The 13,538-nt window shown below is 68.1% G+C and carries 13 protein-coding genes; 11 read left to right on the top strand and 2 right to left on the bottom strand.

Features of this window, described 5'->3' with window-relative positions:
• The first annotated feature begins 3 nt into the window (after positions 1 to 3).
• Positions 4 to 3,114, top strand: coding sequence for an error-prone DNA polymerase (locus AC5P65_RS08435; RefSeq protein WP_111099233.1), 3,111 nt, complete (start codon positions 4 to 6; stop codon positions 3,112 to 3,114).
• An 81-nt stretch (positions 3,115 to 3,195) separates the two neighbouring features.
• Positions 3,196 to 3,702, top strand: coding sequence for a hypothetical protein (locus AC5P65_RS08430; protein WP_021204499.1), 507 nt, complete (start codon positions 3,196 to 3,198; stop codon positions 3,700 to 3,702).
• A gap of 102 nt (positions 3,703 to 3,804) precedes the next feature.
• On the opposite strand, the gene ptsJ is transcribed toward AC5P65_RS08430, so the two are convergent.
• Positions 3,805 to 5,091: a MocR-like B6 salvage transcription factor PtsJ gene (ptsJ, locus tag AC5P65_RS08425; protein WP_111099234.1), complete on the bottom strand. Its 1,287-nt coding sequence runs from the start codon at positions 5,089 to 5,091 to the stop codon at positions 3,805 to 3,807.
• Positions 5,092 to 5,167: 76 nt separating this feature from the next.
• Here ptsJ and AC5P65_RS08420 point away from each other — a divergent pair, with 76 nt between their 5' ends.
• From AC5P65_RS08420 to AC5P65_RS08380, 9 genes are all read left to right on the top strand, one after another.
• Positions 5,168 to 5,941, top strand: a complete 774-nt coding sequence (locus AC5P65_RS08420; protein ID WP_111099235.1) for a YggS family pyridoxal phosphate-dependent enzyme — start codon at positions 5,168 to 5,170, stop codon at positions 5,939 to 5,941.
• Entirely contained in the window at positions 5,938 to 6,639 is a 702-nt protein-coding gene (locus AC5P65_RS08415) for a glutamine amidotransferase (protein ID WP_111099236.1), read from the top strand. Before AC5P65_RS08420 ends, AC5P65_RS08415 begins: the two co-directional genes overlap by 4 nt.
• The gene (locus tag AC5P65_RS08410; RefSeq protein WP_010485009.1) at positions 6,636 to 6,860 is read left to right on the top strand and encodes a hypothetical protein; all 225 of its coding nucleotides are present in this window, start codon (positions 6,636 to 6,638) and stop codon (positions 6,858 to 6,860) included. Before AC5P65_RS08415 ends, AC5P65_RS08410 begins: the two co-directional genes overlap by 4 nt.
• Before the next feature lie 94 nt (positions 6,861 to 6,954).
• Complete coding sequence (locus tag AC5P65_RS08405; protein ID WP_111099237.1) at positions 6,955 to 7,461, top strand: hypothetical protein; 507 nt, start codon at positions 6,955 to 6,957, stop codon at positions 7,459 to 7,461.
• Between the two features lie 124 nt (positions 7,462 to 7,585).
• Positions 7,586 to 8,095: an RNA polymerase sigma factor gene (locus AC5P65_RS08400; RefSeq protein ID WP_111099238.1), complete on the top strand. Its 510-nt coding sequence runs from the start codon at positions 7,586 to 7,588 to the stop codon at positions 8,093 to 8,095.
• The gene (locus AC5P65_RS08395) at positions 8,092 to 9,018 is read left to right on the top strand and encodes a FecR family protein (RefSeq protein ID WP_111099239.1); all 927 of its coding nucleotides are present in this window, start codon (positions 8,092 to 8,094) and stop codon (positions 9,016 to 9,018) included. The genes AC5P65_RS08400 and AC5P65_RS08395 overlap by 4 nt, the downstream gene beginning before the upstream one ends.
• Before the next feature lie 64 nt (positions 9,019 to 9,082).
• The gene (locus AC5P65_RS08390; protein ID WP_111099240.1) at positions 9,083 to 11,554 is read left to right on the top strand and encodes a TonB-dependent receptor; all 2,472 of its coding nucleotides are present in this window, start codon (positions 9,083 to 9,085) and stop codon (positions 11,552 to 11,554) included.
• Complete coding sequence (locus tag AC5P65_RS08385) at positions 11,541 to 12,341, top strand: ChaN family lipoprotein (protein ID WP_111099241.1); 801 nt, start codon at positions 11,541 to 11,543, stop codon at positions 12,339 to 12,341. The genes AC5P65_RS08390 and AC5P65_RS08385 overlap by 14 nt, the downstream gene beginning before the upstream one ends.
• Positions 12,334 to 13,047: an energy transducer TonB family protein gene (locus AC5P65_RS08380; RefSeq protein WP_134730737.1), complete on the top strand. Its 714-nt coding sequence runs from the start codon at positions 12,334 to 12,336 to the stop codon at positions 13,045 to 13,047. The genes AC5P65_RS08385 and AC5P65_RS08380 overlap by 8 nt, the downstream gene beginning before the upstream one ends.
• On the opposite strand, the gene AC5P65_RS08375 is transcribed toward AC5P65_RS08380, so the two are convergent.
• Positions 13,044 to 13,478 (bottom strand): RidA family protein, encoded by a 435-nt coding sequence (locus AC5P65_RS08375; RefSeq protein WP_019660241.1) that lies wholly within the window; start codon positions 13,476 to 13,478, stop codon positions 13,044 to 13,046. The genes AC5P65_RS08380 and AC5P65_RS08375 overlap by 4 nt on opposite strands.
• Positions 13,479 to 13,538 lie beyond the last annotated feature (60 nt).

Here is a 13,538-nt window from a genome sequence, read left to right as displayed (position 1 = left end):
GCCATGCACAGCGAACTGCCCGGCTACGCCGAACTGCACTGCCTGTCGGCCTTCAGTTTCCAGCGCGGTGCTTCGATCGCCGAAGAGTTGTTCGCGCGCGCCGCGGGCCAAGGCTACCGCGCGTTGGCGATCACCGACGAATGCTCGCTGGCCGGCATCGTGCGCGCCTGGCAGGCAGCGAAGACACATGGCGTGGCACTGATCGTCGGCGCCGAATTCCAGGTCGAGGACGGGCCGAAGCTGGCCCTGCTGTGCACCGACCAGACCGCCTATGCCGGGCTGTGCCAGTTGATCACGACCTGTCGGCGGCGGGCTGCCAAGGGCGAGTACCGCTGCCTGCGCGACGATCTGCTCGGCCTGCCCGACGGTTTGTTGTGCCTGTGGCTGGACCGGCAGCCATCCGCCACCGATCTCGAGTTGCTGCGCACCGGCTTCGATGATCGGCTGTGGCTGGCGGTGGAACTGCACCGTGAACACGATGACGCACGCCGCCTGCAGCAGCTGCGGGCCTTCGGCGAACGCCACCGCCTGCCCCTGGTCGCCAGTGGCGATGTGCATATGCACGTGCGCCGCCGCCGTGCCCTGCAGGACACACTGACCGCGATCCGCCACCGCTGCAGCGTGGCCGAGGCCGGCTGGCGCCTGTTTCCCAATGGCGAGCGCCACCTGCGCCCGCGTACCGCGCTGGCCCAGCTGTATCCGCCCGAACTGCTGGCTGAAACCCTGCGCATCGCCGAACGCTGCCACTTCACCCTGGAACAGCTGCAGTACACCTATCCGCGTGAGCTGGTGCCCGAAGGACACGATCCGGACAGCTGGCTGCGCGTGCTGGTCGAGCGCGGCATCCGGTGGCGCTGGAAAGGCGGCATCGAAGCGAAGCAACGCACGCAGATCGAGCACGAACTGGCGCTGATCAAGCAGAAGAACTACGCCTCCTACTTCCTCACCGTGCAGGACATCGTGCGCTTTGCGCGCAGCCAGGACATCCTCTGCCAGGGCCGTGGCTCAGCGGCCAACTCAGCGGTGTGCTTCGTGCTGGGCGTGACCGAGATCGACCCGGCACGCAGCAACCTGCTGTTCGAGCGCTTCATTTCCGCCGAGCGCGACGAGCCGCCGGATATCGACATCGACTTCGAGCACGAGCGTCGCGAGGAGGTGCTGCAGTACGTGTTCAAGCGCTACGGCCGCGAGCGCGCCGCACTGACCGCGGTGGCGATCAGCTACCGTGGCCGCAGCGCGATCCGCGACGTGGCCCGCGCACTGGGCCTGCCGATGGACCAGGTCAACGAACTGGGCGCGGCCATGGACCACTGGGGCGGCAACATCCCATTGCCGGAAACCCTGCGCGAGCGCGGTTTCGATCCGGACACGCCGTTGATGCGGCGCCTGCTGGCGCTGACCGCCGAGCTGATCGACTTCCCGCGCCACCTGTCGCAGCATCCGGGCGGTTTCGTCATCTCCGAGCATCCGCTGTCGACCCTGGTGCCGGTGGAGAACGCGGCGATGGCCGATCGCACCGTCATCCAGTGGGACAAGGACGATCTGGATGCCACCGGCCTGATGAAGGTCGACTGCCTGGCATTGGGCATGCTTACGGCCATCCGCAAGTGCCTGGCGATGCTGAAACAGCATGGCCTGCACGAAGGGCGCATGGACGCCATCCCGCCCAAGGATGCAAAGACCTTCGACATGATCTGCGCCGCTGACACCATCGGCGTGTTCCAGATCGAATCGCGCGCGCAGATGGCGATGCTGCCGCGCATGCAGCCACGCACGTTCTATGACCTGGTGATCGAGGTGGCGATCGTGCGCCCTGGCCCGATCCAGGGCGACATGGTGCACCCCTATCTGGAGCGGCGCCGGATCCTGCGCGAACAAGGCCCGGACGCGTTGAACGACCCGGACAACCCGCTCTACCCACCGCAGCTGGAACGCGTGTTCGCACGCACGCTGGGCGTGCCGCTGTTCCAGGAACAGGTGATGCAGCTGGCGGTGGAAGCAGCCGGCTACACGCCTGGCCAGGCCGATGCCCTGCGCCGTTCGATGGCGGCGTGGAAGCGCCGTGGCGGTCTGGAACCGCATCGCGAGAAGCTGCTGGCCGGCATGCTGGAGAACGGCTTCAGCCGCGAATACGGCGAGCACCTGTTCGAGCAGATCAAGGGCTTCGGCGATTACGGCTTCCCGGAAAGCCACGCCGCCAGCTTCGCCCTGCTGACGTATAACAGCTGCTGGCTGAAATGCCATCATCCCGCCGCGTTCACCGCCAGCCTGATCAACAGCCAGCCGCTGGGTTTCTACAGCCCCGACCAGCTGCTGCAGGATGCACGCCGCCATGGCATCCGCGTGCTGCCGGTGGACGTGCGCCACAGCGATTGGGACTGCACGCTGGATTTCAGCAAGGGACCGGCGGCGATCCGGCTCGGCCTGCGCCTGATCGACGGCTGCAACGAACCCGTCGTGCAGGCCATCATGCGCGAACGTGCGCAGCGCCCGTTCGACGATGTGGGCGACCTGTGCCAGCGCACCGCACTGGACCGCCGCCAGCAGGGCCTGCTGGCCGATGCCGGGGCACTGCGCGGGCTAAGCGGCCATCGCCATCGTGCACGCTGGGATATCTCGGGCGTAGAGAACCGGCTGCCGCTGTTCGATCAGGCCCGCGCCACCGCCGAAGCGCGCGTGCCGCTGCCCCTGCCCAGCGCCTGGCAGGATATGCAGGCCGATTACCGCAGCACCGGCACCACCCTCGGCCGTCACCCGATCTCGTTCCTGCGCGCGCAGCTGCGTAGCCGTGGCTGCCTGGATGCCGCACAGCTGGCCGGGCACGGCCACGGCCGCCGTGTGCGCATCGCCGGACTGGTGCGCATGCGCCAGCGGCCACAGACCGCCAGCGGGGTGACTTTCCTCACCCTCGAGGACGAGACCGGCATGGTCAACGCCGTGGTCTGGCGGCACCTGGCCGATCGCCAGCACCGGGTGCTGGTCGATACCCAGCTGATGCAGATCGATGGTCGCCTGGAACGCGTCGATGGCGTCCAGCACGTCATCGTGCAACGCATGCACTGCCTGGATGAACTGCTGCAGGGACTGCGCAGCCACAGCCGCGATTTCCACTGACGATACACAACGTCACACAACGAACTGGCCATTGCCGGTCCGCATCCGCTATCGTCGGCACATCCAAGGAAGGACGACCCGATGCCCCGTGCGCTGCTGCTGACCACCCTGGTGGTCTCGACCCTCGCCCTGCTGGTTTCCGGCTGGACCGCCTGGAGCCTGCATCGCAGCCAATCGCCACAGCGCATCATCGAAGCACGCGGCCTGGTCATCCACGATGCAAGCGGCCAGCCGCGGGTGATCCTCGGCGCACCGGTCCCCGACCCGCTCAGCCAGGGCCGCAGCCAGGGGCCGCGCGCCACTGCGCTGTCCGGCCTGATCCTGCTCGGTCCCGACGGTTCCGAGCGCGGCGGTTATGGCACCAGCGACCGCGGCGGCGAAGCCCTGCTGACCCTGGACGATGCCACCGGCACCACCGAGGTGTTCAAGGTCGTCGCCAACCCGGACCGCGGCGCCAGCCTGATGGTCAAGCACCAGAACAACACCGGCGCCATGCTCACCTCCTGGCAGGGCAAGCCGGAGCTGATGTTCGTCGATGACAGTGGCCAGTCCTACTACGTGCGCCCGGGCGCCAACGCCGCGCCCTGATCTGCTTGTGTAGAGTCGAGCCATGCTCGACTGCTTCTATCAACAGCAGCCGAGCATGGCTCGGCTCTACAAAGGCGAAGCAACGTCGAGCATGGCTCGACGCTACAGAGCGAACACCGCCGCCAGGTCATCCGCCAGCTGCCGCAGCTGCGTTGCCCCCAGCGCAGCGCAGGTGATGCGCAGGCCATGCCCCGGCGCTGCCACCGCGAACACTTCGCCCGCGCGCACATGCCATCCGCGCGAAGCCAGGGCCAGCACCTGCGGATGGCTGTCGGCCTGCAACGGCAGCCACAGGTTCAATCCTTCCATCGGCAACGGTGTCGGCAGGCCACGCGCATGCAGCAACTCCTGCAGCGAGCGCAGGCGCTGCTGGTAACGCTCACCTGCCGAAGCGATCTTCGCCCGCTGCGTTGCCGACGACAGCACCGAGGTCGCCGCATCCTGCAGCAGGTGACTGACCCAGCCGGTGCCGGACGCCAATCGCAGCCGCAGCCGCATCGCGGTCTCTTCATCGCAGGCCAGCCAGGCCAGCCGCAGGTCCGGGCCGAGCGGTTTGGACAACGAACGCAGCAGCGCCCAGCGCCGGCCATCCAGCGGCAGCACCGAGTGATAGGCCTGCTGCGAGAGCAGCGCGTAGTGATCGTCGATCAACACCGCCACCTGCGGGTAGGCCGCCAACAACTGCCGCAACGCCCGCGCCCGCTTCGCATCCAGGCTGGCCCCGGTCGGGTTGTGTGCCCGCGGGGTCAGCAACACCGCGCGTGCACCGGCCTCCAGTGCCTGCCGCAGCGAATCGACCTGCATGCCATGCGCGTCCACCGCCACCGGCAACGGCGCGTGACCCACCGCGTTGAGCACGTTGAGGCTGCCGAGGAAGCACGGATCCTCCACCGCGATGCGATCCCCCGGCAGCAGCCACGCCGACAGCAGGCGTTCGATGCCATCGACCGCACCATGGGTCAGTTCCAGCGCATAGCCCTCCGGGCAGTCCGCATCCAGCGAGGCGCGTGCCAGCGCCTCCAACCTCGGTTCGACCGTGCCCACGCCATACAGCCGTGGTGCGGCCGGGGCCAGGCGCAGGTTCGGCAGCAGGCGTGGATCCGGGTTGCCACCGGCCAGGTCCTGCAGGGCCAGCCCGGGCGTACTGCCTTCACGCGCCAGCGGCGGCGGCAGGCCACGCACCACCGTGCCGCGGCGGCCCGCCGTGCTGGCCAGGCCCGCCGCATCCAGGCGCTTGTAGGCAGCAGCCACTGTGTTGCGGTTCACTCCCAGCTGCTCGGCCAGTTCACGCACCGGCGGCAACACGCTGCCGGCCTGCAGGCGGCCCTTGCCGATGCCGTCGCGGATGCTGTCGAAGATCGACTCGGCACTGTGCCCGGTGATTTTCATTTTGTCCTATGCCAAAATATCTCTTGTCCTGTGCCAGTGTATCCCACCCTGGCCGCCCTGCATTGGAGGTGCCCGCATGCCCCTTGCCGCCGCCGACTGGCCCGTCGCCCAGTCCGTTGAACAGATCGCCGCCAACCTGGTCAAGGTGCGCCAACGCATCGCCGATGCCTGCGCCCGCGTCGGCCGGGACCCGGCCAGCGTGCGCCTGCTGCCGGTCAGCAAGACCGTCGATGACGCCCGCATCCGCATGGCGGTAGCCGCAGGCTGCCACGAACTGGGCGAGAACAAGGTGCAGGAGGCACAACGCAAGGCTGAAACGATGGCCGACCTGGGCGTGCACTGGTCGGTGATCGGCCATCTGCAGACCAACAAGGCGCGCTACGTGGCGCGCTTTGCCAGCGAGTTCCAGGCGCTGGACAGCCTGCGCGTGGCCGAAGCACTGCAGCAGCGCCTGCAGCTGGAAGACCGCACGCTGGATGTGTTCGTGCAGGTCAACACCTCCGCCGAACCCAGCAAGTACGGCCTGGAACCCGCTGCCGTCGAGGCCTTTGTGCAGCAGCTTCCAGCGTTCGATCGCCTGCACGTGCGCGGCCTGATGACCCTGGCCATCTTCACCCCCGATGTCGAGCGCGTGCGCGCCTGCTTCGTGCGCCTGCGCGAACTGCGCGACCAGCTGCAGCGCACCGCCCCGCCCGGCCTCGACCTGTCGCAGCTGTCGATGGGCATGTCCGGTGATTTCGAAGTGGCCATCGAGGAAGGTGCCACCGTGGTCCGCGTCGGCCAGGCCATCTTCGGTGCCCGTGCCACCCCGGACAGTTTCTACTGGCCGAACAGCGGAGCACCGGCATGAAGCACGCGGTTGTCCTGCAACACGTTGCCTTTGAAGACCTTGGCACCCTGAAACCGTTGCTGCTGGCGCAGGGCTGGCAGCTGCACGTGCTGCAGGCCGGCGTCGATGTGCTCGATGGCGCCGAAACCGCCGATCTGCTGGTCGTGCTGGGCGGTCCCATCAGTGCCAATGACACAGGGACCTATCCCTTCGTCAACGACAGCATTGCCCTGCTGCAGCGCCGGCTGCAGCAGCAGCGGCCCACCCTCGGCATCTGCCTGGGTGCACAGCTGATGGCGCGGGCACTCGGTGCCAGTGTCGCTCCCTGTGGTGGCAAGGAAATCGGCTTTGCGCCACTGCTGCTGACCGATGAAGGCCAGCGTTCTCCGCTGCAGTCCCTGCAGGGCATTCCGGTACTGCATTGGCATGGTGAAGCGTTCGAACTTCCGGCCGGTGCACGCCGCCTGGCCAGCACGCCGGCCTGCCGTCACCAGGCATTCGCCATCGGCAGCCACGCACTGGCCCTGCAATGCCATCCGGAACTGGACGCCCGCCAGTTCGAGCGTTGGCTGATCGGCCACACGCTGGAGCTGGCCCAGGCCGGCATCGATCCCAACGACCTTCGCGCGCAGGCGCGTCGCTATGGCGCACCACTGGCTGCGGCCGCCACCGCGATGTTCGACCATTGGCTGCAGGACCTGCCGGAGACACCACAATGAACTACCGATTGCAGATCCACCGCGATGGTGCCCACTGGGGTCACTTCGACTGCAGCGGCCCCGATGCCCTGCAACGCATGGACGCCATCGCCGCACAGCTGCCTGCCGATCAGGGCTTCCAGCTGAAACGGCAGAAAGGGGTCAGCGAAGAGCGCATCCTGTCCAGCAATGCCGATGGCCTGCGCGTACTGGCTTCGCAGATCCAGTACCGCGACATCTGACCCGATGGTAGTGCCGGCCGCTGGCCGGCACCCGAATCTTCCGGCCAGCGGCCGGCACTACCCTGGCTGTTCGCCCGCGTGCGAAGCTTCACGGATGCTGACCCTGCAACGCGGCAGCCACCACGGACTGCTCATCGCCCCGCGCTGGCCTTCCACCCGCATCCAACTGGAAGAAGAGGTACTGCAACGCCTGCTCGACGCGCAGGCAATGCTGCCTGCCGGGCTGCGCCTGCTGCTCACTCGTGGCTTCGAACCCAGCCACAGCCGTCTCGGCGGCTTCCGCCGCGTGGTGCGACGGCTCGGCATTGCAGTGTTCCGCACCTGCTACCCGCAGCGCCGCGATGAGATCGATGCCATCTTCGGTACCAACGGCCACGACATTGATGGCCGTCATATCGATGTCTCACTGGTACTGCACGGCAAGCGGCTGCGGCTGCTGCCCCTGGGCGTGTTCACCCCACCGCGCTGGCAGGATCGTCGCATCGCCCATCATGCCGAAGCGGTCGCGCGGGTGAAGCGCAGCCTGCAGCATTGCGGCTTCGAACTGCATCGCAACCCCACCGAAGCCCTGCAGATCCACTGCGACTACCGCCCGCGCTGACGCTGCGGCGGCCCATGCGTACTGCGCCTCATGCTATAGATGCAAATGATTCTCTTTTGCTGTAAGGTGCAGCTGCTGCCCTTGCCGCCGCGGGCTGTTCCCTTTCCCAGTTGTCGCCCGCCCCGTGTCCACGCCTGTCGAACCGACGGATGTCGCGCAGCTGTGCGCAGCCCATTACCGGCCGCTGCACACCCATGTCCGCCGCAAACTCCCGCAACGCAGCGACGCTGATGACGTCGTCCAGGAAACCTGGCTGCGTGTCGTCAAAGTCGCCACCAGTGGCCTGCTGAGCAATGGCCGCGCCTATCTGTACCGCGTCGCCCACAACCTGATCGCCGATCACTACCGGCAACGCCAGCGCCGTCGCGAAGAGGTGCTGGATGACACGCAGTTGAATGCCATCGCCGATCCTGCGCCGCTGCCCGAGCAGCGACTGCTCGACGCCGAACAACTGCGCCACCTCGACGCGATCATCGCCGCGCTGCCACCACGCTCGCGCCAGGTGTTCCTGCTGGCCCGTGTGGAACAGTTGGCGCTGGCCGAGATCGGGCGCCAGCTGGGGATCAGCCGGCAGACCGCGCACGGCCATCTGCTGCGCGCCCTGGTCGCGTTGCAGCAGGTGCCGGGCGCATGAGCCAGGAGACCATTGCACGCGAAGCTGCACGCTGGTGGCTGGATGCGCACGACGGCGACCGCGATGAGAACGCGTTCGAGCAATGGTGCCGGGCCGATCCACGCCATGCGGCGCAGTACCTGCACCTGCAGGAGTTGTGGCAGGCCGGTGCGGCGACGCCCAGCCTGCAGCGGCAACAGCAGCGCAGGCAACGCCGTCGCCTGCGCGAAGCCGGCATTGCGGTTCTGTTGCTGTGCGCGCTGGGTCTCTACAGCCGCCATGCCTCGCCACCCGTGGCACAGGTACTGCGTACGGCCGCTGGCGAGATCCGCGAGGAAACTCTTCCGGATGGTTCGCATGTCCTGCTGTCACCTGGCAGCGAAGTGAAGGTGCGCATCGATGGGCAGCGCCGCCAGCTCCAGCTGCAGCACGGCCAGGCCTGGTTCCAGGTCGCCGCCGATGCCGACCGGCCCTTCCAGGTGCATACCCCACAGGGCACCGTCACTGCACTGGGGACCGCATTCGATCTTGCCGTGCAGGGCAACAGCAGTGTGGTCACCGTTACCGAGCATCGCGTGCGCGTGGACAGCGGCAACGTCAGCATGCTGGCCGACGACGGCGAGCAGCTGCGCTTCGATGGGCAGTCAACAGCCCATGCAACAACCACCGCCCCCGGAACACTGGCCTGGCGCGAGCGGCGCCTGCACTGGGCCTCGGCCCCGCTGGCCGACGTCACGCAGGGCCTGGACCGCTGGCACGGTGGGCACACGTGGGTCGTCGGCGAGCAGCTGCGCCAGCAGCCGGTCACCCTGCTTGGCAGTGCCGACGGTGCAGCCAGCAACCGCGACCAGTTGGCCACTCAGTTGCAGGTGCGCGTGCTGCACCTCGGCGCGGGGATACAGGTGTGGCTGCCGCCACGCCGGGAACGGCGTGATGGACCCTGACATCCGGCCTGCGGCTGCGTCTACCCAGGATGACGACGCTCTGCGTCAGCCCCTGGAGCCCCCGATGCTGTGCCCCCGCCCCCTTGTCCTCGCCCTGTCGCTGGCCTGCACCAGCGCCCTTCCGCTGCTGCCCGGCAGTGCCCACGCACAGACCGCCACACGCACCTACGATCTGCCCGCCCAGCCGCTGGCGGCCGCGCTGGACGCCTACAGCCGGCTGACCGGTGTCGACCTGGTGATAGGCGCGGCGCTGCCTGCCGGGCATTCGGCCCCTGCTCTGCGCGGTGACTTCGACGATGCGCAGGCCCTGTCGCGCCTGCTGGCAGGCAGCGGCCTGCGACCGCGCTTCGTCGATGCGCGCCGCGCCGCCCTGGAACCGGCGCCGGCTGAACGCGCCGATGGCAGCCGTCGCACCGGCCCGCTGCGGGTGCAGGGCACTACCGCGCACGGCCAGGCACCGGGGGGCGGCGCCAGCCAGTATGTACCGGCCACCCGCGATGGCTTTGCGCCCTCGGTCGGCAGCGAGCGCGTGGCGATGGCCGAACGCCAGGAAGGCAACAGCCTGCTGCGCTCGATGCCCGGCACCCACAGCTTCCATTCGCGCAGCCAGCCGGGCCTGCAGGTCAACATCCGCGGCATGACCGGTGCCGGCCGGGTCAACACCATGATCGACGGTGTCACCCAGACCTTCCGCAACAATGCCGGGCATGGTTCGGGCGGTCCGTTCGCCTATGTCGATCCCTTCCTGCTGGCCGGTGTGGACGTGCAGCGCGGTGCGGTCGCTGGCGGTGACGGCGCTGGTACGCTGGCCGGCAGTGCCAACTTCCGCACCCTGGATATCGACGATCTGCTGGGTGAGGGCCGTGACTGGGGCCTGCGCGCCGGCTATCGCCATGGCAACAACGGCTATGGCAGCGGCCGCACCTTCGCCGGTGCATGGCGCCACAGCGAAGAAGGTGGCGACCGTCAGTTCGGCCTGCTGGCCGCCGCCAGCAGCAGCCGCAGCAGCGAATACGCGACCGCGCGTGGGCAGAAGAACAGCGCCGACCCCGGCAGCCAGCAGCCCAGCAGCTGGCTGCTGAAAGCACGCCTGCAGCCCAGCGACCAGCATCGGCTCGACCTGAGCCACATGCGTTACGAAAACGACTTCTACCACAACTACCCGTGGCAGATTTCCGCGCGCAACCAGCGCGCCAGCTACCAGTACACGCCCTATTCGCCATGGATCGACCTGCGTGCGACCTTCGCGAGCAACAAGACCCGGCTGTTCTATCCGCCGGTGGAAGATTCAAGCTACATCGGCCGCCGCACCCACAGCAGCCTGAGCAGCTGGACCGTCGACAACACCAGTCGCTTCGACATCGGCGCACTGCAGGCGCGCTGGAACACCGGCATCAAGCACCAGTCGGACATCTATGTGGCCGATACGCCCATCCTGCGCGGTGCCAACCCGCAGGGTCGCAGCCAGCTGGACAGCGTGTTCAGCACGCTGGAACTGCAGTACGACATCTACGCGCTGACTGCCGGCCTGCGCCAGGACCGCTTCGGCATCCGTGGCCACATCCCGGTGTGCTCGGATGTACCCGGCCAGTGCGCGGAGATCAATGGCGGCGACATCGACGTGCGGCGCAGCGAGCGCGCACTCAGCCCGAGCCTGGCGGTTTCACTGCAGGCCACTGACTGGCTGCAGCTGTTCGCCGAGGTCTCGCGGACGTCGCGTCCGCCGCGCGTGCAGGAGATGTTCTTCGAGAAGATCCCGCTGGAAGGCATGAGTGATGCCGATGGCGTTGGCGCCAACCCGTTCCTGCGCCGTGAGCGATCGCGCAACCTGCAGTTCGGCGCCAACCTCAGCGCCTCCTCGCTGCTGGTCGACGGCGACCTGGCGCAGCTGCGGGTCACCCGCTTCGACAACCGCATCCGCGACTACATCAAGCCGCAGTACCTGCTGATCGTGCATCCGCCGGAAGTGCAACCGTTCGTGGTGCCGATCGACGGCGATCCGCAACTCACTGCCTGGACCGATGCACTGGACGTGGACGACTTCAGCACCACCACGCGCTGGATGAACCACCCCGGCGTGGTGCGCATGCGCGGTATCGAACTGGAAGCGCATTACGCCAGCGAGCACTACCACACCACGCTCAGCTGGACCCGCTCGCACACCAGTGCGCCGGCCATCGAGTTCGTCAACCTGGAAGACATCACCTCCCTGCCCGACCGCTACTGGACGCTGGACGTGGGCGGCCGCTGGTGGCAGCAGCGCGTGCAGGCCGGCCTGCGCGCCGAGTACTCCGGGCCGACCGAGGAAGGCTACGACTTCTTCCAGACCCGCAAGACCGGCGGCACCGGCGTGCTGCTGGACTTCTACGCGAGCTTCAAGCCCCAGGCCAACACCACGCTGTGGCTGAACATCGAAAACCTGCAGAACAAGGCCTATGACAACAATGCCTCGATCGACAGCATCTTCAGCCCGATCCTGGACCGCGGCAACGGCCGTGGCCGCACCGTTTCGATGGGCGTCAATGTGGCGTTCTAGCCGTCGCTGGCTGCCCGTATGCCTGCTCGCGCTGGCCGCGGTGGCTGGCGCGCAGCCGGTGCCCGGCACAGTGATCGACCTGGCCACTGGCCAGCACCTGGACGAAGCCGCATTCGTGACACGCGCGGCGGACGCCCAGCGGCTGTTGCTGGGTGAACGCCATGATCTCGCCGGAGACCACGCCGCCCAGCGCTGGCTGCTGCAGGCCCTGCAGCGGCAGCGCCCGCAAGGTTCACTGGTGCTGGAAATGATCGCCAGCCAGCGCCAGCCACGCCTGCAGCGGGTGCAGCGCTGGCTGGCCAAGGGCAACCAGGCCGAAGGTGCACGCCTGCGGGAACTGCTGGACTGGGATACGCGCTGGCCGTGGGCCGCGTATGGCGGGCTGGTACGGGAGGCTGCCGATGCAGGCACGCCGTTGTTCGGCGGAAACCTGTCGCGTGCCGAGGTCAACGCGCTGCTGACCTCGACCGAGGGCGTGCGATTCCCGGTGGCCGCTGCCCGCCAGCGCCTGTCGGCGGTGGTGCTGGCCCAGCACGCAGACGCGGCACCGATGCTGGAAGGGATGCTGGCCGTGCAACAGGCCCGCGATACGCGCATGGCGCGGGTGCTGCTCGATGCGCCCGCGCCAGCGCTGCTGGTAGCAGGTCGCTGGCATGTACTGCGCGGTACCGGGGTACCGGGCTACCTGTCACAGGATACGCCTGCGCTGGTGATCGCATTGGCTTCACCGGGTGAAACCGTCGATGCAGCTGATGCCGATCTGCTGTGGGTGCTGGACGATGAGTGAGCGTGGCCAACACTGGCAGGCGATCGCGATCACCGTCGTCCTGCATCTGCTGCCACTGCTGCTGTTGGTGCACTGGGTCGCGATGCCGCCATTGCTGCCGCCGCCCGAGCAGGACGTGCGCATCAGCCTGCGCCTGCTGGAACCGGCCACGCCGCCGCAACCGGTGGAGGAACGCCAGGCCGAGACCCCCAGCCAGGCGCAGCAGGCCCGCGCCTCGCAGCCCACGAAGTCGCCGCCGCCACCCAAGCCTACGGCGGCACGCGAGGGAGAGCTGGCCGCCAGCGAAACGGGTGGGACGGGCCGCCAGCCACTGCCAGTCGCCCCGCCTGCGGCCGCGACCGATGCAAGTCCCGCACCGGCATCGATCACGGCCGCGCCGCCCGCTCCAGACGCGCCACCGGCAGACTTCCAGGCCGGCGCCGCCAGCGACCAGTGGGAAGCCCGCCTGATGGCGCGGCTGGAGCGTTACCGCTACTACCCTGCCGCCGCGCGCTCGCGCCGGCAGCAGGGCACTGCGTGGGTCAGGGCCAGCATCGACCGCGAAGGTCGCCTGCTGGCGCTGCGGCTGGAGCAGTCCAGTGGCCAGCCGATGCTCGATGACGCCGCGCTGCAGACCTTCCGTCGCGCGCAGCCGCTGCCGCCCATTCCCGATGAACTGAAGGCACCGCAGGAGCTGGTGGTGCCGGTGGAGTACTACCTGCGCTAGGCGGCATAAGCCTCCGCCTCGATCTCGAACAGCATGCCGTCCAGCGCCAGCCGCGGCACCGGGATCAGCGTGCAGGTGGGCGCCGAGCGGTTCGGCCAGCGCCGCCGCACCTGATGGGCGATGATGCCCAGCCGGTCTTCGTCGTGGTCCACCACCAGGATGCGCAACCGTGCGACATCGGCCAGGCTTGCCTGCGCCGACCGCAGCGCGATCTCCAGGTTGTCCAGCGCTTGCCCGACCTGTTCCTCGAAACCGGGGGAGAGATGGCCATTGGCATCCTCACCGCCCTGCCCGGCAATATGGATCACCCGCGCGGGCAGGCGCACCACCGCCACGTGCGAGTAGCCGTTGGCCGAAGGATCGTAAAGCCCCGCAGGATTGAACAGTTCCAGCAGGCCATGGCCGAGGCCCGGGGTGGTCAACAGGTTCATGCCGCGCGCCTCGTGGGGGATGCGAGGCAGTCTGCGACCTCAACATTGGTTCAGGTCAAA

This window comes from Stenotrophomonas sp. YJH_SMC_48-3 (genome assembly GCF_059369375.1).
This window is presented reverse-complemented; position numbering and strand designations above follow the sequence as displayed.

Bases quoted from the DNA above. Each gene is read 5' to 3' on its own strand.
- AC5P65_RS08435 (WP_111099233.1), top strand. From the start codon at position 4: ATGCACAGCGAACTGCCCGGCTACGCCGAACTGCACTGCCTGTCGGCC.
- AC5P65_RS08430 (WP_021204499.1), top strand. From the start codon at position 3,196: ATGCCCCGTGCGCTGCTGCTGACCACCCTGGTGGTCTCGACCCTCGCC.
- ptsJ (WP_111099234.1), bottom strand. From the start codon at position 5,091: ATGAAAATCACCGGGCACAGTGCCGAGTCGATCTTCGACAGCATCCGC.
- AC5P65_RS08420 (WP_111099235.1), top strand. From the start codon at position 5,168: ATGCCCCTTGCCGCCGCCGACTGGCCCGTCGCCCAGTCCGTTGAACAG.
- AC5P65_RS08415 (WP_111099236.1), top strand. From the start codon at position 5,938: ATGAAGCACGCGGTTGTCCTGCAACACGTTGCCTTTGAAGACCTTGGC.
- AC5P65_RS08410 (WP_010485009.1), top strand. From the start codon at position 6,636: ATGAACTACCGATTGCAGATCCACCGCGATGGTGCCCACTGGGGTCAC.
- AC5P65_RS08405 (WP_111099237.1), top strand. From the start codon at position 6,955: ATGCTGACCCTGCAACGCGGCAGCCACCACGGACTGCTCATCGCCCCG.
- AC5P65_RS08395 (WP_111099239.1), top strand. From the start codon at position 8,092: ATGAGCCAGGAGACCATTGCACGCGAAGCTGCACGCTGGTGGCTGGAT.
- AC5P65_RS08390 (WP_111099240.1), top strand. From the start codon at position 9,083: ATGCTGTGCCCCCGCCCCCTTGTCCTCGCCCTGTCGCTGGCCTGCACC.
- AC5P65_RS08385 (WP_111099241.1), top strand. From the start codon at position 11,541: ATGTGGCGTTCTAGCCGTCGCTGGCTGCCCGTATGCCTGCTCGCGCTG.
- AC5P65_RS08380 (WP_134730737.1), top strand. From the start codon at position 12,334: ATGAGTGAGCGTGGCCAACACTGGCAGGCGATCGCGATCACCGTCGTC.
- AC5P65_RS08375 (WP_019660241.1), bottom strand. From the start codon at position 13,478: ATGAACCTGTTGACCACCCCGGGCCTCGGCCATGGCCTGCTGGAACTG.